20 protein-coding genes and 1 riboswitch are annotated in these 24464 nt (G+C 57.6%); of the genes, 7 read left to right on the top strand and 13 right to left on the bottom strand.

What is annotated here, in order from left to right; genetic code table 11:
• Positions 1 to 109 precede the first annotated feature (109 nt).
• The 4 genes from polB to araB form a co-directional block, all read right to left on the bottom strand.
• Positions 110 to 2467 (bottom strand): DNA polymerase II, encoded by a 2358-nt coding sequence (gene polB, locus B3X29_RS02390; RefSeq protein ID WP_159339994.1) that lies wholly within the window; start codon positions 2465 to 2467, stop codon positions 110 to 112.
• A 154-nt stretch (positions 2468 to 2621) separates the two neighbouring features.
• Positions 2622 to 3317, bottom strand: coding sequence for an L-ribulose-5-phosphate 4-epimerase (gene araD, locus B3X29_RS02385; protein WP_114315908.1), 696 nt, complete (start codon positions 3315 to 3317; stop codon positions 2622 to 2624).
• A 51-nt stretch (positions 3318 to 3368) separates the two neighbouring features.
• Positions 3369 to 4871 carry an L-arabinose isomerase gene (gene araA, locus B3X29_RS02380; RefSeq protein ID WP_159339993.1) on the bottom strand — a complete coding sequence of 501 codons (1503 nt, stop codon included), beginning with the start codon at positions 4869 to 4871 and terminating at the stop codon, positions 3369 to 3371.
• 10 nt (positions 4872 to 4881) lie between these two features.
• On the bottom strand, positions 4882 to 6591 hold the full coding sequence (araB, locus tag B3X29_RS02375; RefSeq protein ID WP_159339992.1) for a ribulokinase: 1710 nt from the start codon (positions 6589 to 6591) through the stop codon (positions 4882 to 4884).
• A 335-nt stretch (positions 6592 to 6926) separates the two neighbouring features.
• Here araB and araC point away from each other — a divergent pair, with 335 nt between their 5' ends.
• Positions 6927 to 7772, top strand: a complete 846-nt coding sequence (gene araC, locus B3X29_RS02370) for an arabinose operon transcriptional regulator AraC (RefSeq protein WP_103823228.1) — start codon at positions 6927 to 6929, stop codon at positions 7770 to 7772.
• Positions 7773 to 7901: 129 nt separating this feature from the next.
• Positions 7902 to 8669, top strand: coding sequence for a DedA family protein (locus tag B3X29_RS02365; protein ID WP_103178247.1), 768 nt, complete (start codon positions 7902 to 7904; stop codon positions 8667 to 8669).
• Between the two features lie 6 nt (positions 8670 to 8675).
• On the opposite strand, the gene thiQ is transcribed toward B3X29_RS02365, so the two are convergent.
• The 4 genes from thiQ to sgrR all read right to left on the bottom strand — a co-directional run bounded on the left by thiQ (position 8676) and on the right by sgrR (position 13750).
• A complete protein-coding gene (gene thiQ / locus B3X29_RS02360) occupies positions 8676 to 9371 on the bottom strand; it encodes a thiamine ABC transporter ATP-binding protein ThiQ (protein ID WP_159339991.1) in 696 nt (231 codons plus the stop codon).
• Positions 9355 to 10965 carry a thiamine/thiamine pyrophosphate ABC transporter permease ThiP gene (gene thiP, locus B3X29_RS02355; RefSeq protein WP_156653911.1) on the bottom strand — a complete coding sequence of 537 codons (1611 nt, stop codon included), beginning with the start codon at positions 10963 to 10965 and terminating at the stop codon, positions 9355 to 9357. The genes thiQ and thiP overlap by 17 nt, the downstream gene beginning before the upstream one ends.
• Positions 10941 to 11924 (bottom strand): thiamine ABC transporter substrate binding subunit, encoded by a 984-nt coding sequence (thiB, locus tag B3X29_RS02350; protein WP_159339990.1) that lies wholly within the window; start codon positions 11922 to 11924, stop codon positions 10941 to 10943. The genes thiP and thiB overlap by 25 nt, the downstream gene beginning before the upstream one ends.
• 34 nt (positions 11925 to 11958) lie before the next feature.
• A riboswitch (TPP riboswitch) is annotated at positions 11959 to 12058 on the bottom strand.
• 36 nt (positions 12059 to 12094) lie between these two features.
• The gene (gene sgrR, locus B3X29_RS02345) at positions 12095 to 13750 is read right to left on the bottom strand and encodes an HTH-type transcriptional regulator SgrR (protein WP_103178251.1); all 1656 of its coding nucleotides are present in this window, start codon (positions 13748 to 13750) and stop codon (positions 12095 to 12097) included.
• Positions 13751 to 13837: 87 nt separating this feature from the next.
• Between sgrR and sgrT the strand changes: the two genes are divergently transcribed.
• Positions 13838 to 13990, top strand: a complete 153-nt coding sequence (gene sgrT / locus B3X29_RS02340; RefSeq protein WP_103178252.1) for a glucose uptake inhibitor SgrT — start codon at positions 13838 to 13840, stop codon at positions 13988 to 13990.
• Between the two features lie 101 nt (positions 13991 to 14091).
• Positions 14092 to 15270: a sugar efflux transporter gene (locus B3X29_RS02335; RefSeq protein WP_159339989.1), complete on the top strand. Its 1179-nt coding sequence runs from the start codon at positions 14092 to 14094 to the stop codon at positions 15268 to 15270.
• 45 nt (positions 15271 to 15315) lie between these two features.
• Here B3X29_RS02335 and leuD read toward each other — a convergent pair whose 3' ends face one another.
• From leuD to leuL, 5 genes are all read right to left on the bottom strand, one after another.
• A complete protein-coding gene (gene leuD / locus B3X29_RS02330) occupies positions 15316 to 15921 on the bottom strand; it encodes a 3-isopropylmalate dehydratase small subunit (RefSeq protein ID WP_103178254.1) in 606 nt (201 codons plus the stop codon).
• 10 nt (positions 15922 to 15931) lie between these two features.
• Positions 15932 to 17332 carry a 3-isopropylmalate dehydratase large subunit gene (leuC, locus tag B3X29_RS02325; protein ID WP_103823236.1) on the bottom strand — a complete coding sequence of 467 codons (1401 nt, stop codon included), beginning with the start codon at positions 17330 to 17332 and terminating at the stop codon, positions 15932 to 15934.
• A gap of 2 nt (positions 17333 to 17334) precedes the next feature.
• On the bottom strand, positions 17335 to 18426 hold the full coding sequence (gene leuB, locus B3X29_RS02320; RefSeq protein ID WP_103178256.1) for a 3-isopropylmalate dehydrogenase: 1092 nt from the start codon (positions 18424 to 18426) through the stop codon (positions 17335 to 17337).
• The gene (leuA, locus tag B3X29_RS02315; protein ID WP_103178257.1) at positions 18426 to 19997 is read right to left on the bottom strand and encodes a 2-isopropylmalate synthase; all 1572 of its coding nucleotides are present in this window, start codon (positions 19995 to 19997) and stop codon (positions 18426 to 18428) included. The genes leuB and leuA overlap by 1 nt, the downstream gene beginning before the upstream one ends.
• Positions 19998 to 20090: 93 nt before the next feature.
• Positions 20091 to 20177: a leu operon leader peptide gene (gene leuL, locus B3X29_RS22560; protein ID WP_103178258.1), complete on the bottom strand. Its 87-nt coding sequence runs from the start codon at positions 20175 to 20177 to the stop codon at positions 20091 to 20093.
• Between the two features lie 635 nt (positions 20178 to 20812).
• Between leuL and leuO the strand changes: the two genes are divergently transcribed.
• From leuO to ilvN, 3 genes are all read left to right on the top strand, one after another.
• A complete protein-coding gene (gene leuO, locus B3X29_RS02310) occupies positions 20813 to 21757 on the top strand; it encodes a transcriptional regulator LeuO (RefSeq protein ID WP_103178259.1) in 945 nt (314 codons plus the stop codon).
• Positions 21758 to 22142: 385 nt separating this feature from the next.
• Complete coding sequence (gene ilvI, locus B3X29_RS02305) at positions 22143 to 23867, top strand: acetolactate synthase 3 large subunit (protein WP_159339988.1); 1725 nt, start codon at positions 22143 to 22145, stop codon at positions 23865 to 23867.
• Positions 23867 to 24358, top strand: coding sequence for an acetolactate synthase small subunit (ilvN, locus tag B3X29_RS02300; RefSeq protein WP_032616525.1), 492 nt, complete (start codon positions 23867 to 23869; stop codon positions 24356 to 24358). The genes ilvI and ilvN overlap by 1 nt, the downstream gene beginning before the upstream one ends.
• Positions 24359 to 24464 lie beyond the last annotated feature (106 nt).

Genomic DNA, 24464 nt, shown 5'->3' with positions numbered 1-24464 from the left:
TAATTGCAGGCAATAGTTCAACCACCGTTCAGGAATGACGGTCGTCGAATAATGGGTCCGGGAATGGAAAGGGCGCTATGGTACTGGATGGCAGCGATTTCGTCACCTGTCAAAATAGCCCCAACTGACCTGTCATCAGTGTAGCAAAGTCGTCGTCCATGAACGGTAAAATTCCCTCTGCGACGGGCTGTAGCTGGCGCGTGAGGTAGTGCTCATAGTCAAGGGGCGAACGCTGATAATCCACCGGCTCCGGGCCGCTGGTGGTCCAGACATACTTGATGGTGCCTCGGTTCTGGTATTGCGGCGCGCGACCAAGACGGACGTTCTCTTCATCGGCAAGCCGGGCGGCACGAACGTGGGGCGGCACGTTGCGCTGATACTCCGCCAGCGGGCGACGCAGGCGCTTGCGGTAGACCAGCTGGTCATCCAGTTCGCCCGCCATCAGGCTGGCGATGGTCTCGCGCACAAACTCCTGGTAGGGTTCGCGCCGAAAAATTTTCAGATAAAGCTCCTGCTGGAAACGCTGCGCCAGCGGGGTCCAGTCGGTACGGACGGTTTCCAGCCCTTTAAATACCATCCGCTGCTTTTCCCCCTCCTGGATAAGCCCGGCATAGCGCTTCTTGCTGCCCTGATCGGTTCCCCGAATGGTGGGCATTAGAAAACGGCAGAAGTGGGTCTCATACTCCAGCTCCAGAGCGCTGGTCAGGCCAGCCTGTTGCAGATGCGTTCGCCACCAGCTGTTAACAAATTCCACCAGCGACTGGCCAATGGCGGCAGCCTCCGCTTCGGCGTGGGCGCCCCTGAGCCAGACGAAGGTCGAATCGGTATCGCCATAAATCACATCATAGCCCTGGGATTCCACCAGCACTTTGGTCTGGCGCATGATCTCGTGGCCGCGCATGGTAATCGACGAGGCCAGGCGCGGGTCGAAGAAACGGCAGGCGCTGGTGCCGAGCACGCCATAAAAGGCATTCATGATGATCTTCAGCGCCTGGGAAAGCGGCTTATTGCCGTGGCGCTTGGCCTCTTCGCGCCCGTACCAGATCTGGCTGACGATCTCCGGCAGGCAGTGTTTTTCCCGGGAGAAACGCGCCCCGAGGAAGCCCTCAGTGCTGTGCTGCTCATCCGGCTGGGCGAGCCCTTCCACCAGGCCGACCGGATCGATAAGAAAGGTGCGAATGATCGACGGATAGAGGCTTTTGTAATCCAGCACCAGCACCGAGTCGTACAGGCCGGGGCGGGAGTCCATCACATAGCCGCCGGGGCTGGCCTGGGGCGGCACGTCACCGAGATTGGGGGCTACATAGCCCGCCCGGTGCATGCGCGGAAAGTAGAGATGGCTGAAGGCGGCCACGGAGCCGCCGTGGCGGTCGGCCGCCAGGCCATTGACCGTGGCGCGCTCCAGCAGAAACGGCATGATCTCGGTTTTGTGGAAAATCCGCGTCACCAGCTCGCAGTCTTTCAGGTTATAGGTCGCCAGGGCCGGTTTATCTTCGGCGAAGCGGCGGTCAATTTCGTCCATCCTGTCCCAGGGATTGTCGATGGATTTACCTTCCCCGAGCAGCTCCTGCGATACCGATTCCAGCGAGAATGACGAGAAGCTCCAGAAGGCAGATTTCAGCGCCTCGATGCCGTCGATAATTAAGCGCCCGTTCGCCTGGGCAAAGAAGACGCCGTTTTTAAAGCCGTGCTCGCGCCACTCCAGCTCGCTGTTGCCGCGTCCGAGCAGCAGAGGGATGCGGTAGCGCTCGGCATGTTTTTGCAGAATGCGCAAATCAAACTGCACTACGTTCCAGCCGATGATGACGTCCGGGTCGTGCCGGGCAAACCAGGCATTCAATTTTTCGATCAGCTGCGGGCGGCTGTTGACGTACTCCAGCTGGAAATCGAGCCCCGAGGCATCGCCGTTGGCCGGGCCCAGCATATAGACAACCCGCTGGCCGCAGCCTTCGATGCCGATGCAGTACAGCTCCCCGTGCCGGGTGGTTTCAATGTCCAGCGACGCCCATTTCAGGGGCGGGCGATAGTGCGGATTGGGTTTGAGACGGGCGTTGATCAGCCGTTCGCCCTGGGGCGTACCGTCCACCCAGACCGGGGCGGTGATAAAGCGCTCCATCAGAAAGCGCTCCGGGGGACGAACATCGGCCTCAAAGAGGGTCACGCCCGCCTCGCGCAGCAGCTTTTCATAACGCATCAGCTGGCGGTGGGCACGGCAGTAAAGGCCGTAAACCGGACGACGGTGGAAATCTTTCAGCTCAAGGGGCGTCAGCCGCCAGCCGTTTTCACCCTGCAGCAGCTGGCGGGCTTTTTCGACGTCAGGCTCGGGAATAAAGGCAACGGACTCCTGGACAGGCAGGGTGACGTTTAGCGGGCCGGTATCTGTCGCCAGCCAGAATTCAACTTCGGTACCCTGGGGCGTATCTCGCCAGTGCCGGGTGAGTAAAAAGCCTTGTTGCGCCTGCGCCACGCCGTTCTCTCATAAAACAAAACCAGGCCTGATTATAGCCTGGTTAAGGGGGTTTTGCTGGGGTTTTATACAGGTATGCTTTGCCGGATGGCGCTGCGCTTATCCGGCCTGGGAGACCTGTAGGCCCGGTAAGCGTAGCGCCACCGGGCGGGTTTTACTGCCCGTAATAGGCCTTCGCGCCGTGCTTACGCAGATAGTGTTTATCCAGCAACGTCTGCTGCATATCCGGCAGCTGCGGCGCCAGCTGGCGGCAGAAGATGCCCATATAGGCCACCTCTTCCAGCACGATAGCGTTATGCACCGCATCTTCAGCATTTTTACCCCACGCAAACGGGCCGTGAGAGTGAACCAACACCCCCGGCATCTGCGCGGCGTCGATACCCTGTTTCTCGAAGGTTTCAACAATCACGTTGCCGGTTTCCCACTCATACTCGCCGTTGATCTCGGCATCGGTCATCTTGCGGGTGCAGGGGATGGTGCCATAGAAGTAGTCGGCGTGGGTGGTGCCGGTCGCCGGGATCGGCTGGCCTGCCTGCGCCCAGATAGTGGCGTGGCGGGAGTGAGTGTGGACGATGCCGCCGATGGACGGGAAGGCCTGATAGAGCAGGCGATGCGTTGGCGTATCGGAGGAGGGCTTTTTCTTCCCCTCAACCACTTCACCGGTGGCGATGCTCACCACCACCATATCCTCGGCAGTCATTACCCGGTAGTCGACGCCGGACGGTTTAATGACGAACACGCCTGCTTCGCGGTCCACGGCACTGACGTTGCCCCAGGTCAGGGTAACGAGATTATGTTCCGGCAGGGCGAGGTTGGCTTCAAGCACCTGACGTTTGAGATCTTCCAGCATGTATCCTCCAGGAAAAAAGGCCCGCCCTGCGGCAGGCCAAAGGTTCCCCTGTTAACGTTTTGAACCGTAGTAGACTTCGTTCCAGCGCAGCGCATCTTTAAAGGCTGGCAGACGGGTGTCGTTATCAATGACCGTCAGTTCGATATCGTGCAGTTCCGCGAACTGACGCATGTCGTTGAGATCCAGCGCATGGCTGAAGACGGTATGGTGCGCGCCACCTGCTACGATCCAGGCTTCGGAAGCGGTTGCCAGATCCGGCTGGGCTTTCCACAGGGCGTTCGCCACCGGCAGTTTCGGCAGGGAATGCGGCGTTTCAACGGCGTCGACGCAGTTCACCAGCAGGCGGAAACGATCGCCCAGATCGATCAGGCTGGCGTTAATGGCCGGACCGGTACGGGTGTTGAAGATCAGACGCGCTGGATCGGCTTTGCCGCCGATGCCGAGATGCTGAACGTCGAGGATCGGTTTTTCATCCACGGCGATCGACGGGCAGACTTCCAGCATGTGCGAACCCAGCACCAGATCGTTGCCGTCCTCGAAGTGGTAGGTGTAATCCTCCATAAAGGAGGTGCCGCCCTGCAGACCGGTCGACATCACTTTCATGATGCGTAGCAGAGCGGCAGTTTTCCAGTCGCCTTCACCGGCAAAGCCGTAGCCCTGCTGCATCAGACGTTGTACCGCCAGGCCCGGAAGCTGCTTCAGGCCGTGAAGATCTTCAAAGGTGGTGGTAAAGGCATGGAAGCCGCCCTGTTCCAGGAAGCGTTTCATGCCCAGCTCAATACGGGCTGCATCCAGCACGTTCTGGCGCTTATCACCATTCACCTGTGCCGCCGCCGTCAGGCGATAGCTGCTTTCGTACTCATCCACCAGCGCATTAACGTCGCCATCGCTGATTTCATTGACGACCTGCACCAGATCGCCCACCGCCCAGGTGTTGACGGAAAAACCAAATTTGATCTGCGCGGCCACTTTATCGCCGTCCGTTACCGCCACTTCACGCATGTTGTCGCCGAAGCGCACCACTTTCAGCTGGCGGGTATCCTGCTTCGATACGGCCTGGCGCATCCAGGAACCAATCCGCTGGTGCGCCTGCTTGTCCTGCCAGTGGCCAGTGACGACAGCATGCTGCTGGCGCATACGCGCGCCGATGAAGCCGAACTCACGGCCGCCGTGCGCGGTCTGGTTCAGGTTCATAAAGTCCATATCAATGCTGTCCCACGGCAGCGCCGCGTTGAACTGGGTATGGAACTGCAGCAGCGGTTTGTTGAGGATGGAGAGGCCGTTGATCCACATCTTGGCCGGAGAGAAGGTGTGCAGCCACACCACCAGACCCGCGCATTTATCGTCGTAGTTAGCATCGCGACAGATATGGGTAATTTCATCCGGGGAGGTGCCCAGCGGCTTCAGCACCAGCTTGCACGGCAATTTTGCTTCCGCATTCAGGGCGTTTACGACATGTTCTGCGTGTTGAGTCACCTGGCGCAGGGCTTCCGGCCCATAAAGATGCTGGCTACCAATCACAAACCACACTTCATAATTATTAAAAATCGTCATTATCGTGTCCTTAATGTGTCAGGGTTGCCGTAGATTCCGGGATGTTCTTAACCGGGGCGGCGACAGGGAGATAGTGCTGCTCAGCGCTCTTCGCCCACTGCTGGTAGCGCTGATAAAGCTGTTCAAAACGTTGCGCCTGCTGCGCGCGCGGCTGCAGGGTACTTTCCACCTTGCTCGCCATATGCTGCTGCGCTGTCGGAATGTCGGTGTGTACGCCCGCCGCCACCGCCGCGAAGATCGCCGCGCCCAGGGCACAGCACTGATCCGAGGCGACAATCTGCAGCGGACGGTTCAGCACGTCGCAGCAGGCCTGCATGATCACCGGGTTCTTACGGGCGATACCGCCCAGCGCCATCACCTCATTGACGGCGATCCCCTGTTCGGTAAAGCACTCCATAATGGCGCGCGCGCCAAAGGCGGTAGCCGCTACCAGCCCGCCAAACAGCGCCGGGGCGTCGGTGGCGAGATTCAGATCGGTAATCACCCCTTTCAGGCGCTGGTTGGCATTCGGCGTACGGCGGCCGTTAAACCAGTCGAGAACGACCGGAAGATGATCGAGGGAAGGATTCTTCGCCCAGGCGTCGGTCAGCTGCGGCAGGAGCTGTTTTTTGCTCTCTGCGATCTGGGTTTTCAGTTCCGGATGGGCGGCGGCCAGTTGATCCAGCGGCCAGCCCAGCACGCGGCCAAACCAGGCGTAGATGTCGCCAAAGGCGGACTGACCCGCTTCCAATCCGATAAAGTCCGGTACCACGCTGCCGTCAACCTGGCCGCAGATACCTTTTACGGCGCGATCCCCGACGCTGGCTTTATCCGCTGTCAGGATGTCGCAGGTGGAGGTGCCGATCACTTTCACCAGTGTGTTGGGCTGTGCGCCCGCGCCGACTGCGCCCATGTGGCAGTCAAAAGCGCCGCCGGAAATGGCCACCGTCTGGGGCAGGCCCAGGCGTTCCGCCCACTCGGCGCAGAGCGTGCCGACCGGGATATCAGCGGTCCAGGTATCGGTAAAGAGCGGGTAGTCGAGGTTCTGGTTGATGATCGGGTCGAGTTCGTCAAAGAAGGCGGCAGGCGGCAGGCCACCCCAGCTTTCATGCCAGAGGGATTTGTGCCCGGCGCTACAGCGACCGCGACGGATATCCTGCGGACGGGTAGTGCCGGAGAGCAGGGCCGGAACCCAGTCACACAGCTCAATCCAGGAGACTGCCGCTTTTGCCACCTGCGGATCCTGACGGGTAACGTGCAGGATCTTCGCCCAGAACCACTCGCTGGAGTAAATGCCGCCGATGTAGCGGGAGTAGTCGTTTTTGCCTGGCTGATGGCACAAACGGGTGATGGCTTCGGCTTCTTCCACCGCGGTATGGTCTTTCCACAGCACAAACATGGCGTTCGGGTTATCGGCGAATGCCGGATGCAGTGCCAGAACGTGACCATCGGCGTCAATCGGCGCCGGGGTAGAGCCGGTGCTGTCCACGCCAATCCCGACGATCTGAGCGCGCTGCGCCTCGCTTAACTCTGCCAGCACGGTTTTGATTGCCGCTTCCATCGACTCGATATAGTCACGTGGATGATGGCGGAACTGATTGTTTGGCGCATCGCAATAGCGCCCCTCTTGCCAGCGCGGATACCACTCGACGCTGGTTGCTATCTCCTGACCCGTAGTGCATTCCACTGCCAGGGCGCGTACTGAGTCACTGCCAAAATCGAGGCCAATCGCAATTGCCATGGTGTTGCTCCATCAAAAAACAGATATGAATGAACATTAGAGAGTGAGGGGGAAAATCGTCAGGCGGGATCCGCTAATCTTATGGATGATTTTGCTGTGACATGGGAAAGTGTGACGCCGAGCAAATAATCCATGTGGACATTTCTGCCGTGGTTATAGACACTTTTGTTACCGCCGACCCGCTCGATGTTACGGATAAATCGCAACGGAAGCGTTATGATGGCGGATCTGAAAGCGGGCTGATACCTTTTCGATCTTTGTGTAGCCCGTTTTTATGCCGCTTTTGATGATATGGACAAATGGTTTCCTTCAGGACTGCCAGGAGGACTGAAAATATGGCTGAAACGCAAAGCGATCCGCTGCTGCCGGGCTACTCGTTTAACGCGCATCTGGTGGCGGGACTGACGCCCATTGAGGCTGACGGCTATCTCGATTTTTACGTTGACCGACCGCTGGGGATGAAGGGCTATATCCTCAACCTGACCGTGCGCGGAGAGGGGGTGATCAAGAATGGCGATCAGACCTTCGTCTGCCGTCCGGGCGATATTCTGCTCTTCCCGCCGGGTGAAATTCATCACTATGGCCGTCATCCCGATGCCCGGGAGTGGTATCACCAGTGGGTCTACTTCCGCCCGCGCGCTTACTGGCAGGAGTGGCTGGCCTGGCCGTCGATGTTTGCCCATACCGGTTTTTATCGCCCGGATGAAGCGCATCAGCCGCAGTTTCGGGAACTGTTTGCCCAGATCATCGAGGCCGGGCAGGGCGGGGGGCGCTATGCCGAGCTGCTGGCCATCAACCTGCTGGAACAGCTGCTGCTGCGCCGGATGGAGGCGATCAATGAATCGCTCAACCCGCCGCTGGATCACCGGGTGCGCGAAGCCTGCCAGTACATCAGCGACCACCTGGCGGACAGCCAGTTTGATATCGCCAGCGTCGCCCAGCATGTCTGCCTGTCGCCGTCGCGTCTGTCGCACCTGTTCCGCCAGCAGCTGGGGGTGAGCGTACTGAGCTGGCGCGAGGATCAGCGCATCAGCCAGGCCAAGCTGCTGCTCAGCACCACCCGCATGCCAATTGCCACCGTCGGGCGCAACGTGGGCTTTGAGGATCAGCTCTACTTTTCCCGGGTCTTTAAAAAATGCACCGGCGCCAGCCCCAGCGAATTTCGCGCAGGGTGTGAATAGAAAGTAAATAAAACTAAACAAGTTCGCTGGATCCTGTTCACACCCGGTAAACTATTCAGACAATTGTTGTCTTGACGCAGCAGGGCGCTCTTCGCAGAATCCCTGCTTCGTCACCTGACCGGAACTGTTATGCAGGCATTGCTGGAACATTTTATTACCCAGTCCGTTACCTATTCGCTCGTCGCCGTCGCGCTCGTGGCCTTCCTGGAATCTCTGGCGCTGGTTGGACTGATCCTGCCCGGCACGGTGATGATGGCCGGGCTCGGCGCGCTGATTGGCAGTGGCGAGGTTAACTTCTGGCAGGCGTGGCTGGCGGGGATCGTCGGCTGTCTGCTGGGCGACTGGATCTCATTCTGGCTGGGCTGGCGCTTTAAAAAGCCGCTGCACCGCTGGTCATTCATGAAAAAGAACAAAGCCCTGCTCGATAAAACCGAGCATGCCCTGCATCAACACAGCATGTTCACCATTCTGGTGGGGCGATTTGTTGGCCCGACGCGCCCCCTGGTGCCGATGGTGGCGGGGATGCTGGATCTGCCGGTGGCGAAATTTATCGTGCCGAACCTGATTGGCTGTCTGTTCTGGCCGCCAATTTACTTCCTGCCGGGCATCCTGGCCGGCGCGGCAATCGATATTCCTGCCGGTGTACAGAGCGGGGGCTTCCGCTGGCTGCTGCTGGCGACCGCGCTGCTGCTGTGGCTGGCGGCCTGGCTCTGCTGGCGGCTGTGGCGCAGCGGGAAAGCGTCCTCGGATCGCCTCAGCCGCTATCTGCCGCGTGGACGCTTATTCTGGCTGGCTCCCGTCACCCTGGGCGTGGCGCTGGTGGCACTGGTGATGCTGGTCCGTCACCCGATGATGCCGGTGTATGGCGAGATCCTGCTTAAGGTTGTCAGCCGCTGATCGGCATCAGTGGATCCCCAGCAGGCGCGACGCGCTCGCGTTTCCGCTTGCCAGCTGTTCCGTATCGCCATCCCAGGCGATACGGCCATCGGCAATCACCACCGACCGGGGGGCGATCCTGAGCGCATCTTCCACACTGTGCGATACCATCAGCATCGTCAGCTGCTGGCGCCCGCACACCTCTTTGACCAGCAGCAGCATCTCCTGGCGTAAGGCGGGATCGAGTGCCGAAAAGGGCTCGTCCAGCAGCAGGACAGGCTGCTCACGCACCAGACAGCGCGCCAGCGCGACGCGCTGACGCTGACCGCCCGAAAGCTCACCCGGCAGACGTTCCAGCAGATCGCCGATCCCCATCTGCAGCGCGATGTCGCTTAGCTTCTGCTGTTGCACTGCGTTGAGCCTGAGGCCGGGATGCATGCCCAGGCCAATGTTCTGGCGCACGTTCAGATGAGTAAAGAGATTGTTTTCCTGAAACAGCATCGACACCGGGCGCGCAGCAGGCGGCGTGCGGGTGTGATCGTGACCATTAAGGATGATGCTGCCGTTGGCCGGTTGCAGAAAACCGGCGATCAGATTGAGAAAGGTGCTTTTCCCGGCGCCGCTGGGGCCGAGCACGGCGATAAGTTCGCCCCGGCGCACGGACAAGTTGAAGCGCATCGGCAGGTGCTGATAAAGCCAGGTTACATCAGTCAGTTTTAACATCACGCCCCGGTAGTTTTTCGATAACGGTAAATAACGCAAAGCAGAGCAGCAGCAGCAGTAGCGCCGTGACGGCCCCGTCCTGGCTGCGATACGAGCCGATCTGCTGATAGAGCCAGAACGGCAGGGTGCGGAAATCATCATTGCCAAACAGCGCCACCACGCCGAAATCGCCGATCGACAGTACGCAGGCAAAGGCCAGCGCCTGGGCCAGCGGGCGCTTCAGGGCGCGCAGCTCTACCACCTTCAGCCGCTGCCAGCCGTGCATCCCCAGCGAGTCGCAAAGCAGGGTGTAGCGGGCGCTGAGGTCGCGCATCGGATTTTCCAGCACTTTCAGCGCGTAGGGAATGGCCATCAGGGCGTTGGTGAAGATGACAATGCCATCGGCCGATTCGGGCAGGCCAATGGTGCTGTTGAACAGCAGGAAAAAGCCGCTCGCCAACACGATGCCGGGCATCGCCAGGATCAGCATGCCGCTGAGATCCAGCGCCTGTCCGGCCACAATCGCCTGACGGGCATAGAGCTCCCGGCTGCTCCACAGCAGCATCATGGTCAGCAGGACGCAAAGCAGCCCGGCGCCCAGGGCAATGCGCAGCGAAGTGCCCAGCGCCTGCCATAGCACCGGCTGTTGCAGCACCGACACCAGGTTAAGATTCAGGCCATCCACCACCACCGCCAGCAGCGGCGGGAGCAACAACAGCAGGGCGAGGGTAATGAGCAGGCCATCGGTCAGGCGGCTGCGCAGGCTATCCTGCGGATCGCGCCAGCCGGCAAGCTGGCTGGCGCCGATGGGGATCGCTTTTCCCAACCGCTGGCTCAGCATCACCAGCCCCAGGCAGCAGACCATCTGCACCATCGCCAGCAGGGCCGCGCGGCCCGGATCGTAGTCGTAACTCAGGGCCTGATAGATGGCGAGCTCGATGGTGGTGGCCTGCGGCCCGCCGCCGAGCGAGAGCACGGTGGCGAAGCTGGCAAAGCAGAGCATAAAGATCAGGGCGGCGACGGGGGGGATCTGGCGGCGCAGCCATGGCCATTCGACAAAACGGAAAAATGACCCGCCACGCATCCCAAGCTGGGCGGCAAGCTGGCGCTGTTCGCCGGGGATATTTTCCAGCGCCTGTAAGAGCAGGCGCGTTGCCATCGGCATGTTGAAAAAGAGGTGCGCCAGCAGGATCCCCTGCAGGCCATAGGGCGAGAAGCGCCACTCAAGCCCGAGTGCCTGGAATAGCGCGGCCAGCCAGCCCTGACGCCCGTAAACGCTGAGAATGCCAAATACCGCCACCAGTACCGGCAGGATCAGGGTCATGGCGCACAGGCGTAGCAGCGCCTGCCTGCCAGGGAAGCGACGCCGGTAGAGCGCGCGGGCAAGAAATATCGCGGGCACCACGGAGAGCAGGGCGGAGAGAAACGCCTGCCAGAACGAGAAGCGGATAACGTGCCACAGATAGCTGTCGTGCAGAAGCGCCGCGACGTCGGTGGCTGGCGCGTTAAACCACAGCGCCAGAAATGCGCCCAGGGCGACGGCCACCATCAGCGTGGCGGCCAGCAGCCCCGGCAGCAACCAGCCGGCGATTAACGGCTGACGGCGCGTTGCCATTCACTGACCCATGCTGCACGTTTCCCGGCCACTTCCTGCGGGGTAAATTCCAGCGTGGTTTGCGGTTTCACCAGGGTATCAAAACCTGCCGGTAACGTCACATTGGTCACCGGGTACATCCAGTTGCCGGTCGGGATGGCATTCTGGAACGACGGAGAAACCATAAATTTCAGGAACTTCTCAGCCAGCTCCGGCTGTTTGCTGGCTGCGGTCCGGGCGGCGACCTCAACCTGCAGATAGTGACCTTCAGCAAAGTCAGCGGCGGCATAGTTCTCTTTTTTCTCGGCGATGATGTGGTACGCCGGGGAGGTGGTATAGCTCAGCACCAGATCGCTTTCCCCTTTCAGGAACAGACCATAGGCTTCGCTCCAGCCTTTGGTCACGGTGACCGTTTTGGCGGCCAGTTTCTGCCAGGCTTCCGGGGTCTTGTCGCCGTAGACCTTTTGCATCCACAGCAGCAGACCCAGCCCCGGGGTGCTGGTGCGGGGATCTTCGTAGATCACCCGCCACTTCTGGTCGCTCTCAACCAGCTCTTTCAGGCTCTTTGGCGGATTTTTCAGCTTGTTTTTGTCGTAGACGAAGGCGAAGTAGCCGTAATCGAAAGGCACAAAGGTGTCGTTCTTCCAGCCGCCAGGGACGTTAACCGCATCGGCCGCCACACCGCTTTTGGCGAACAGCCCGGTCTGGGTGGCTGCTTCCAGCAGATTGTTATCCAGCCCCAGCACCACGTCGGCTTTGCTGTTTTTGCCTTCCATGCGCAGGCGGTTCAGCAGCGAGACGCCATCCTCCAGCGCCACGAACTTCAGCTCGCACTTGCAGTCGGCCTCAAAGGCTTTTTTGACCGCCGGGCCCGGGCCCCAGTCGGCAGCGAAAGAGTCATAGGTGTAGACCGTCAGGACAGGACTGGCAACGGCAGGCAGCGCAACCAGCGCCAACAGGGGAAGAACAGTTTTGAACACTTTGCACCTCATTGTTTGAGAGTGGCAAAGGATTTTGAGCAACAGCCTCAAATCCCTTCGCCGGCGTTATCCGGATCAGGTTCGACGGGTATTTTCTCAGCACACGCTTTCACGCAGCACCCCGTTGAGAACGGCAGTATTGTAATGATTTGGTGAATATTACGAAAGTGTTATGGTTCCGGCGGCGCAAACCACGCCGATTTAAAATCAAACCACCCCAGCGTATTCATACGCAAGCCGCGCATACTGCGCTGCCCCTGGATCATCAGCCAGTGGTGGATCAGCGGGACGATCGCCTGCTGGGCGAGCAGCTGCTGGCACCAGACCGCAAGATTCATCTCACCCGCGCGCCACTCGGCGGCGTCCTGTTGCCAGTCCCGCTCAATACAGTTTTGCAGAAGCGGCACCTCATAGAGATGTGAGAACAGCGAGAAATCCAGCGGCAGGGTGAAGTTGACGCTGTTGAGCCAGATGTCGCTCACGATCTCGCCGCGATGCCACTCCTCATAGCTGACCTCCTGAATGTTCAGCGTCACCTGCTCGGCGGCGAGCAGCTCGCTCATCATTCTGGCGATCACCCGATGTTCGATATGTTCGCGGTAGAAGGTCAGGGTGAGGCTCTCCAGCCCGGCCGGTTGGTCGCCGCGTCCCGGACGGGCATGGTGCCAGCGCGGCAGCAGGCCATACGCCGGGAACCAGTAGGACTGATATACTTCCTCAGCCTGATAGATCAGGTTCGCCGGGGAGAGGATCCGGCTTACCCACTGGCGCACCTCGGCGCTGGCCCCGAGGTGGGAGCGGGCGTCAAACAGCAGATAGTAACAGCCCTCTTCGAGGCGGCTCTCCACTGCCTTTTCCCCCTCGGTTGGCCCCTCCAGGGTCAGGCCGACGCTCAGCTCTTCGTTGATATCCGGCAACACCCAGACGTTCACCTCGTCAATCAGCGCCCGGTAGCCGAAGTAATCATCGAAGGCGCGGATCTTCAGCTGGTTATTGTTATTACGGGAAACCGCATACGGCCCGGTGCCCACCGGCAGGCTGGCAAAGTTGTGCATGGTTTCCCACTCCCGCGGCAGGATCATAGATGGCACATACCCCAGCAGCCACGGCAGCCAGCGGTCGGGCTGCGTAAGCTGAATATCGAGCGTCCAGGCGGTGGGCGACTGGACCCGGCTGATGTGTGAATAGAGGGGCAATTCGCGGGCGCGCTGCAGCGAGGCGATAACATCAGCCATCTCCAGCTCGCGGCCATGATGGAAATGGATACCAGGCCGCAAAAAAAATCGCCAGTGCAGAGGAGAAAGCTGCTGCCAGTGGTGGGCAATGTCGGCTTCCAGTTCCCCATTTTCCTCATTTATGCGCGTCAGCCCGCTAAAGATTTGCCGCGCCATATGGGTTTCGGAGCGCCGTAATGCGCTACCCGGCAACAGGTTTTTCATCGGGCGATAATAGAGTACCCGCAGGATGTGCTTGCCCTGGCGGAAGCTGCGCCCGAGGTGGGAGACCAGCATCTGGCGCACCGCGGCTTTATCGCCGACCAGCTGCACCAGCTGCTCGATGCGATCCTGCTCCAGCAGATCCTCCGCCCGCTGCTGCTGAAGCGCCAGGCCGGTATACAAAAAGGTGAGACGCGAGCGCTTGCCGCGCCCGGCCTCCGCTTCCCAGCTCAGCCACCCCTGCTGCTGCATGGTGTTGAGCAGGGTGCGCATATGGCGGCGTGAACAGCTGAGCAGGTCGGCCAGTTCGCTGAGCGTGGTCTCCCGGGTCTGGCCGTCACAGCACTGCCACAGGCGAATGAATTGTTGTTGCAGACGACCAGAGGGCATAAAAGAGGAACTCCTGACAAAAAATCAGCAATTTATTAATCCCTATATTAAGCCAATAATTCACTTCGATGAAGCGAGGAGGTAAATATGAAGAGGTCTGCCACAAATCAGTTTTACCAACAGTATTTCTCAGCGACAAAGGGAGTGTCCTGGCTGGCCCGCCGGTGCGCAGAGCAGCGGCTGAAAATACTGGAAGAGCTGATGCAGTGGGAGGTGACAACGTCGACCTCGGAACGCTGAATTGCTTCGATCATGTGTGACTGAGTATTGGTGCTAATCACCACGCCAGCAGGTATCATCTGCTGGCTTTTTTCGTTTTCTCGTGCGCTAAAGGAACAGTGATGCTCTGGTTAATGACGATGGGACGCCGTCTCAACGGTGTGTATGCCGCTTTTTTGATGGTGGCGTTTATGATGGGCGTAGCCGGGGCACTGCAGGCGCCGACCCTGAGTCTGTTCCTGAGCCGCGAGGTGGGCGCCCAACCGTTCTGGGTGGGGCTGTTCTATACCGTCAACGCCGTCGCCGGGATCCTGGTCAGCCTGTGGCTGGCGAAGCGTTCAGACAGCCAGGGCGATCGCCGCAAGCTGATCCTCTTTTGCTGCGCGATGGCGATTGGCAACGCGCTGCTGTTTGCTTTTAACCGCCACTATCTGACCTTATTAACCTGCGGTGTGCTGTTGGCCTCGATTGCCAACACCGCCATGCCGCAGCTGTTTGCTCTGGCGCGGGAATATGCCGACAGCTCTGCGCGTGAGGTGGTGATGTTCAGCTCGGTGATGCGTGCGCAGCTTTCGCTGGCGTGGGTCATCGGTCCGCCGCTGGCGTTTATGCTGGCGCTGAATTACGGCTTTACCACCATGTTCTCTATTGCGGCGGCCATTTTTGCCATCAGCCTGGCGCTGATCGCCTTCGCGCTGCCCTCTGTGGCCAGGGTGGATTCAGCGGCCGCCGTTCCGGTGACGGAGGTCAGCGGCTGGAAAGATAAAAATGTCCGCAGGCTGTTTATTGCTTCCACGCTAATGTGGACCTGTAACACCATGTATATCATCGACATGCCGTTGTGGATCAGCAGCGATCTGGGGCTGCCGGACAAGCTGGCCGGGATCTTAATGGGCACTGCCGCCGGGCTGGAGATCCCGGCAATGATCCTTGCGGGTTATTACGTCAAACACGTTGGTAAACGGCGGATGATGGTGATCGCGGTGGCGGCGGGGGTGCTCTTTTATCTGGGGCTGATCCTCTTCCACAGCCGCGAGGCCTTGCTTGGCCTGCAACTCTTTAACGCGATCTTTATTGGAATCATCGCCGGGATTGGCATGCTCTGGTTCCAGGATCTGATGCCGGGCAGGGCGGGGTCGGCAACCACGCTCTTTACCAACAGTATCTCTACCGGCGTGATCCTGGCGGGGGTGATTCAGGGCGCGCTGGCACAAAGCTACGGCCACTCTGCGGTTTACATGGCTATTGCGGGGATTTCGCTGGTGACGCTGGTGCTCACCTGGCGGGTTAAAGATGTCTGAATAAAAAAAGAGTCCATTGACTGTGCAATGGACTCTTTAGCGTGATTAGCCCATAAAGGCTGGCTGCTTGCTCTCGTAGGCGGCAATGGCCTCTTCGTGCTGCAGGGTCAGTCCGATGCTGTCAAGGCCGTTAATCATGCAGTGGCGGCGGAACGCGTCGATGTTAAAGCTGTAGATTTTATCCCCGGCTTTTACGACCTGCGCTTCCAGATCCACTTCAAAGGTCATGCCCGGGTTGCCCTGCACCAGGGTAAACAGCTCGTCGACCTGTTCATCACTCAGCGTGACCGGCAGCAGCTGGTTGTTGAAGCTGTTGCCGTAGAAGATGTCGGCAAAGCTCGGGGCAATTACCACTTTGAAACCGTAATCGGTCAGCGCCCACGGCGCATGCTCGCGCGATGAGCCACAGCCGAAGTTTTCCCGCGCCAGCAGGATAGATGCGCCTTTGTACTCAGGAAAGTTCAGCACGAACTCCGGGTTCGGCTGCTGGCCTTTGTCATCCAGAAAACGCCAGTCGTTAAACAGGTGCGCGCCAAAACCGGTGCGGGTTACCTTCTGCAAAAACTGCTTTGGAATGATGGCGTCGGTGTCGACGTTAGCCGCGTCCAGAGGGACCACCAGGCCAGTATGTTGGGTAAATTTCTCTGCCATGATGGTCTCCTTATTTCAGGCTGCGAATATCGGCGAAGTGGCCGGTCACTGCGGCTGCCGCGGCCATCGCCGGGCTGACCAGATGCGTGCGTCCACCGCGCCCCTGACGACCTTCAAAGTTACGGTTGCTGGTGGAAGCGCAGCGTTCGCCCGGGTTCAGGCGGTCGTTGTTCATCGCCAGACACATGGAGCAGCCCGGCAGACGCCATTCAAAGCCTGCTTCAATGAAAATCTTATCCAGACCTTCAGCTTCCGCCTGCGCTTTGACCGGGCCGGAGCCTGGGACCACCAGCGCCTGCACACCCGGCGCCACTTTACGGCCTTTCGCCACTTCTGCCGCGGCGCGCAGATCTTCGATGCGCGAGTTGGTGCAGGAACCAATAAACACTTTATCAATGCTCACGTCGGTCAACGGTACGCCCGGCTTCAGTCCCATATAGGCCAGCGCTTTCTCTGCGCTGGCGCGCTCAACCGGATCGGCGAACGAGGCCGGATCGGGAACGCTGTCGTTAACGGAGATGACCTGCCCCGGATTCGTGCCCCAGGTGACCTGCGGCGCAATCGCTTCGGCCTGCAGGGTGACCACGGTGTCGAATACCGCACCCTCGTCGGTTTTCAGGGTTTTCCAGTACGCGACCGCGTCGTCAAAATCCTGGCCTTTCGGGGCGTGCAAACGCCCCTTCACATAGTTGAAAGTCGTTTCGTCAGGCGCAACCAGACCAGCTTTCGCACCCATTTCAATCGCCATGTTGCACAGGGTCATACGGCCTTCCATGCTCAGGGCCTGGATTGCGCTGCCGCAGAACTCCACCACATGTCCGGTGCCGCCTGCGCTACCGGTTTTACCGATGATCGCCAGCACGATGTCTTTGGCAGTGATGCCCGGTGCGGCCTCGCCGGTCACCTCAATTTTCATGGTCTTCGCACGGCCCTGTTTCAGGGTCTGGGTCGCCAGCACATGTTCCACTTCGGAGGTGCCGATACCAAAGGCCAGGGCACCAAACGCGCCGTGGGTCGCGGTGTGGGAGTCGCCGCAAACGATGGTCATGCCCGGCAGGGTGATACCCTGTTCAGGGCCCATCACATGGACGATGCCCTGGTAAGGGTGGTTCAGATCGTACAGCTCAACGCCAAACTCGTTGCAGTTCTTGATCAGCTCCTGCATCTGAATGCGCGCCATCTCACCGGAGGCGTTGATGTCTTTAGTCTGGGTTGAGACGTTATGGTCCATCGTCGCGAAGGTTTTGCCCGGCTGGCGCACCGGACGCTTGTGCGCGCGCAGGCCATCGAACGCCTGTGGCGAGGTCACTTCGTGCACCAGATGGCGATCGATATAGAGCAGCGGGGTTTCGTTCTGCGCTTCATAGACCACGTGAGCATCATAAATTTTTTCGTACAACGTCTTCGCCATGATTACACCCCTTCAGCGACATAGCGGGCAATGATATCGCCCATTTCTTCAGTACTGACCGCCGCGTTGCCGCGGGCTAAATCGCCGGTGCGCACACCCTCTTCCAGGGCGCGGTTGATGGCGTTTTCGATCGCGGTAGCTGCCTCGTTAGCATCCAGGCTGTAGCGCAAAAGCAGCGCCAGAGAGAGGATCTGCGCGATCGGGTTGGCGATGTTTTTACCCGCGATATCCGGTGCGGATCCGCCAGCCGGTTCGTACAGGCCAAAACCTTCTTCGTTCAGGCTGGCGGACGGCAGCATCCCCATGGAGCCGGTGATCATCGCGCACTCGTCAGAGAGAATGTCCCCGAACAGGTTGGAACAGAGCAGGACGTCAAACTGGGACGGATCTTTAATCAGCTGCATGGTGGCATTGTCGATGTACATATGCGCCAGCTGAACGTCCGGATACGCCTGAGCAATCTCGTTAACGATTTCGCGCCACAGGATGGAGGATTGCAGCACGTTAGCTTTATCAATCGAGGTCACTTTATGGCCGCGTTTGCGGGCAGATTCGAACGCGATACGGGCGATACGTTCAATCTCAAAACGGTGATACACCTCGGTATCGAACGCTTTTTCGTGCTGGCCGCTGCCTTCGCGGCCTTTCGGCTGACCAAAGTAGATACCGCCGGTCAACTCACGGACGCACAGAATGTCGAAGCCGTTGGCGGCGATATCGGCGCGCAGCGGACAGAACTCTTCCAGCCCCTGATAGAGTTTGGCCGGACGCAGGTTGCTGAACAGCTTGAAGTGTTTACGCAGTGGCAGCAGCGCCCCGCGCTCTGGCTGCTCGGCCGGTGGCAGATGTTCCCATTTCGGGCCGCCTACGGAGCCGAACAGGACCGCGTCGGCATTCTCACAGCCGGTCACGGTTGCCTGCGGCAACGGCGTACCGTGGTTATCGATCGCGATACCGCCTACATCGTAGTGGCTGGTGGTAATTTTCATCGCAAAACGGGTGCGGACAGCGTCCAGCACCTTCAGCGCCTGTGCCATAACTTCGGGACCAATTCCGTCGCCCGGTAACACAGCAATATGGTAATTCTTCGACATTACACGGTTTCCTTATTGTTCTCTTTATTCTGAGCTTTGCGTTGCAACTCTTTTTCGACTTCCGCGGCGCGCCAGATATTGTTCAGGACGTGAACCATCGCTTTGGCGGAGGATTCGACGATATCGGTCGCCAGGCCCACGCCGTGGAAGCGGCGGCCGTTATAGTTGACCACGATGTCTACCTGGCCCAGCGCGTTTTTGCCCTGGCCTTTCGCCGTCAGGTCATATTTCACCAGCTCAACGTCATATTCCGTGACGCGGTTAATGGCCTGGTAGATGGCATCTACCGGACCGTTGCCGTTGGCCGCTTCGGCTTTGATCTCGTCGCCGCAGGCCAGCTTGACGGAGGCGGTCGCGATGTCGCTTGAACCCGACTGCACGCTGAAGTAGTCCAGACGGAAATGCTCTGGCTCTTCCTGCTGCTTGTTGATAAACGCCAGCGCTTCCAGGTCGTAGTCAAATACCTGGCCTTTTTTATCGGCCAGCTTCAGGAAGGCGTCATACAGATGATCCATGTTGTAGTCGGTCTCTTTATAGCCCATCTCTTCCATGCGGTGTTTAACCGCCGCGCGGCCAGAGCGGGAGGTCAGGTTCAGCTGCACCTGATTCAGACCGATCGATTCCGGGGTCATGATTTCGTAGTTTTCGCGGTTCTTCAGCACGCCGTCCTGGTGAATACCGGAGGAGTGAGCGAAGGCACCGGTGCCGACAATCGCTTTGTTCGCTGGGATCGGCATGTTGCAGATCTGGCTCACGGTCTGGCTGGTGCGCCAGATCTCCTGGTGATTGATGCGGGTATGCACATCCATGATGTCCTTGCGCACCTTGATCGCCATGATCACCTCTTCCAGTGAACAGTTGCCGGCGCGCTCACCGATACCGTTCATGGCACCTTCAACCTGACGCGCCCCGGCGTGGACCGCGGCAATGGCATTGCCGACAGCCAGGCCTAAATCGTCGTGGGTGTGAACGGAGATAATCGCTTTATCAATATTCGGCACACGCTCATACAGGCCAGTAATGATCCTGGAGAACTCGAACGGCATGGTGTAGCCGACGGTGTCCGGGATGTTGATAGTGGTGGCACCGGCACGGATGGCCGCTTCAACCACACGGGCCAGATCCTCAATCGGCGTGCGGCCTGCATCTTCACAGGAGAACTCAACGTCGTCAGTATAATTGCGGGCGCGTTTCACCATATAGATGGCGCGCTCGATCACCTCATCCAGGGTGCTGCGCAGCTTGGTGGCGATATGCATCGGCGAGGTAGCAATAAAGGTGTGAATACGGAAGGCTTCGGCGACCTTCAGCGACTCGGCGGCCACATCAATATCTTTCTCGACGCAGCGAGCCAGGGCGCACACACGGCTGTTTTTTACGCTGCGGGCGATGGTCTGAACGGATTCAAAATCCCCCGGGGAAGAGACCGGGAAGCCTACTTCCATTACGTCTACGCCCATACGTTCAAGGGCCAGAGCAATCTGCAATTTCTCTTTAACGCTCAGGCTTGCCTGTAATGCTTGTTCACCGTCACGTAAGGTCGTATCGAAAATAATGACTTGCTGGCTCATGGGTTAGGTCCTTGTCTGAATTTGGGCGCCTTGCTACGAGCATAAAAAAACCCGCGCAGTGGCGCGGGTTTTTTGTCTTAACCAGAGAACGATTCAACGCTGAATTTCGCCCGCCAGTCTACCGCGCACAGTGGATGCGTTTAGTAGTAGTAGACCGGTGAAACGAATGCTGCGAATCATGAATCAAGCTCCAGATAAATAAGATATGCTTTTAGTGGTACTGGATACGCGGAATGATGTCAACCCCTGCCAGGCGAAAACGCCTCTTCGCCTTCGCGACCCGGGCAGAAAGAATTAGCTTATTGTGCTGGTTTTTCCCTTTTTTGCCATTTTCTTATTCTGAGTTATGTGTGCGAATTTATCAGTTGAATCGTTTGCATATACTTTATTGCAATTGTTTAAAATCCAGGAATAATAAGCCAGCGTTTTGAATTCCTTAACTTTCATCACGTTACCATAATAATTTGGGTGTTGCAGGTTAGAAGGTGATTGGTCTGATAAGAGAATGTTAACTAATTTAATTAAGTCACTGTTAATATTTCATTAAAACTTAAATAGGCCTTAACGAAATGCCATATTGTTTATTTGTGAGATCTATGGTTTCATTCGCAATATAAACTAATCGATATGCTTTCTCGCTTTTTTAAGCATGTTTTCTTATCTTATGCCTGAGCCCTGTCACGGCTGGCGGGTATTTATATATTCCTAATTTGTAACATTTCTCTTTAGCTTGTTTTATATGCGTGATAAATCATATTTTCTAAATTTATTGTTACACACGAGGAAAGGAGTTCAGCGTGACAGTGGAGCAGGGTATGTGTGAAGAAAGTAGCGAAAAATCGTCTGTGTCAGAGGGGGCAAAACCACAGCTCCGTACGGTGGACCTGAATCTTTTAACGGTTTTCGATGCGGTCATGCAGGAACAAAATATTACGCGTGCCGCCCAGTCGCTGGGAATGTCTCAGCCCGCTGTCAGTAATGCCGTTGCAAGACTCAAGGTTATGTTTAATGACGAGTTATTCGTTCGTTATGGCCGCGGTATCCAGCCTACTGCCCGTGCCTATCAGCTGTTTGCATCGGTACGTCAGGCGCTTCAGCTTGTGCAGAATGAACTTCCGGGCTCCGGGTTTGATTCAAGCAGCAGCGAGCGTGTTTTCCATCTGTGCGTTTGCAGCCCTCTGGATAATTATCTGACCTCACTTATTTATAATAAAGTCGAGGAAGTTGCGCCCAATATACATTTGGTTTTCAAGTCATCCCTTAACCAGAATACGGAACATCAGCTGCGATATCAGGAGACGGAGTTTGTTATTGGCTACGAAGAATTTCGTCGCCCCGAATTTTCTTGCGTACCATTATTTAAGGACGAAATGGTACTGGTTACCAGCAAAGCGCATCCGCGCCTTAATGGTATGTTGCAGGAGAGCGATATTTATCGCGAACAGCATGCGGTTGTTGCCCTCGATCGCTACGCCTCTTTTAGCCAGCCGTGGTACGACACGCCAGATAAGCAGGCCTGTGTAGCCTATCAGGGGATGGCAATGGTCAGCGTATTAAATGTTGTCTCGCAAACTCACCTGGTTGCCATCGCCCCGCGCTGGCTGGCTGAAGAGTTTGCCGATCCGTTGAACCTGCGAATTATGGTGTTGCCGCTGAACCTTAACTCACGCACCTGCTATCTCTCATGGCATGAAGCAGCCGGTCGCGATAAAGGCCATCAGTGGATGGAAGAGCTGCTGGTTAACGTCTGCCGGCGATAAATGCGGTCAGGATAAATTTCAGTGTTATTGCTATTTATCCTGACTTTCTTATCGTTTCTGAAATATTATTCTGCTGAAGATATTTTCATTGCCTTTTCCTGGCCGTAAAAATGGATGAATTACTGTGGCGCCGCCTTTTTAAATGATGAACGCTCACTCCCTCCCGTTCTCGCAGTAGATTTATCCATAACAATTATTAATACCTTATCTTTCTTCTTTTGGGATCCCGCGCCAGCCGAGGTTTGCTAATTGCCTGCCTCACGGCTAGCGGTTATGGTAACTGTCACTCTGCACAATAAAAATCGCCAGGGGTAACCCTGACAAAAAAGACGGCGCAGTGCATATTTCTCCTGTCCGTCTGAAACGATAAGCCTGGAGGCAAATCATGGAGATGTTGTCTGGCGCCGAAATGGTCGTCCGATCGTTAATCGATCAGGGCGTGAAGCAAGTGTTCGGTTACCCGGGAGGCGCGGTCCTCGATATTTATGACGCACTACATACCGTTGGCGGTATCGATCACGTCCTGGTGCGTCATGAGCAAGCTGCCGTGCATATGGCTGATGGACTGGCACGCGCGACAGGTGAGGTGGGGGTCGTGCTGGTAACATCCGGTCCTGGCGCGACGAACGCCATTACGGGTATCGCCACCGCCTATATGGACTCCATTCCAATGGTGGTGCTCTCCGGTCAGGTTGCAACCTCGCTGATTGGCTATGATGCCTTTCAGGAGTGTGACATGGTCGGCATCTCCCGTCCGGTAGTGAAACACAGTTTCCTGGTCAAGCAGACGGAAGATATTCCGGGCGTGCTCAAAAAGGCCTTCTGGCTGGCGGCCAGCGGGCGTCCCGGGCCGGTGGTAGTTGACCTTCCGAAAGATATTCTCAACCCGGCCAATAAATTGCCTTATGTCTGGCCGGAGTCGGTCAGCATGCGTTCGTATAACCCCACGACCCAGGGACATAAGGGACAGATTAAGCGCGCCCTGCAAACCCTGATGGCGGCTAAAAAGCCGGTGGTCTATGTTGGCGGCGGGGCGGTGAACGCCCAGTGTGAAGCACAGCTGCGCGCGCTTATCGAAAAGCTGAACCTGCCGGTGGCCTCTTCATTAATGGGGCTCGGGGCGTTTCCAGCCACCCATCGACAGGCGCTTGGCATGCTCGGTATGCACGGCACATATGAAGCCAATATGACGATGCATAACTCCGATGTCATTTTTGCCGTTGGGGTGCGCTTTGACGATCGCACCACCAATAACCTGGCGAAATATTGCCCTGATGCCACGGTGCTGCACATTGATATCGATCCCACCTCGATTTCCAAAACCGTGCCGGCGGATGTGCCCATTGTGGGCGATGCGCGTCATGTGCTGGATCAGATGCTGGAGCTGCTGGCGCAGGAAAATTATGCTCAGCCGCTGGATGAGATTCGTGACTGGTGGCTGCAGATTGAGCAGTGGCGTGCGCGTCAGTGCCTGAAATACGATACCCAAAGTGAGAACATTAAGCCGCAGGCGGTGATCGAAACGCTCTGGCAGCTGACCAAAGGCGACGCTTATGTGACCTCGGATGTCGGCCAGCACCAGATGTTTGCCGCCCTCTATTACCCGTTTGATAAGCCACGTCGTTGGATCAACTCCGGTGGTCTGGGCACTATGGGCTTTGGCCTGCCTGCCGCGCTGGGCGTGAAGCTGGCATTACCGGAAGAGACAGTGGTTTGCGTGACCGGCGATGGCAGTATCCAGATGAATATTCAGGAACTCTCCACCGCGCTGCAGTACGAACTGCCGGTGCTGGTGCTCAATCTGAATAACGGCTATCTGGGGATGGTGAAGCAGTGGCAGGATATGATCTATTCCGGTCGCCATTCGCAATCCTATATGAATTCATTGCCGGATTTTGTGCGTCTGGCAGAGGCTTACGGCCACATTGGTATGCGTGTCAGTCATCCGGCAGAGCTGGAAGCGAAGCTCAGTGAAGCCCTTGAGCACGTTAAAAATAACCGCCTGGTCTTTGTCGATGTGGTTGTGGATGGCACCGAGCATGTTTATCCGATGCATATTCGCGGCGGCGGTATGGATGAAATGTGGTTAAGCAAAACGGAGAGAACCTGATGCGCCGGATATTATCTGTATTACTGGAAAACGAGTCCGGTGCGCTGTCGCGCGTGATTGGGCTCTTTGCACAGCGTGGCTACAATATTGAAAGCCTGACGGTAGCGCCGACGGACGATCCCACGCTTTCCCGCATGACCATCCAGACGGTGGGCGATGCCAAGGTGCTGGAGCAGATCGAAAAGCAGCTGCATAAACTGGTGGATGTCTTGCGCGTCAGCGAGCTGGGGCAGGGAGCCTATGTTGAACGTGAGATTATGCTGGTGAAAATTCAGGCCACCGGTTATGGGCGTGAAGAGGTGAAACGCAATGCGGATATCTTCCGCGGGCAGATCATTGATGTCACCCCCTCTATCTACACCGTTCAACTTGCTGGCACCAGCGATAAGCTGGATGCTTTCCTCGCCTCGGTGCGGGATGTGGCAAAAATTGTCGAAGTGGCGCGTTCAGGCGTTGTGGGACTTTCCCGCGGTGACAAAGTGATGCGTTAAAGATAAAAAGTTCGCCTCTCTATTGCCCGGTGCGATTTACCGGGCTTTTTTTTGCGCACCGATGCCGGAGTCGCGACAAAAGCGGTTGCCGCACAGACTATTCTGC

It is taken from the genome of Leclercia sp. UBA5076, from assembly GCF_002416465.1.
Lineage (GTDB): Bacteria > Pseudomonadota > Gammaproteobacteria > Enterobacterales > Enterobacteriaceae > Enterobacter.
This window is presented reverse-complemented; position numbering and strand designations above follow the sequence as displayed.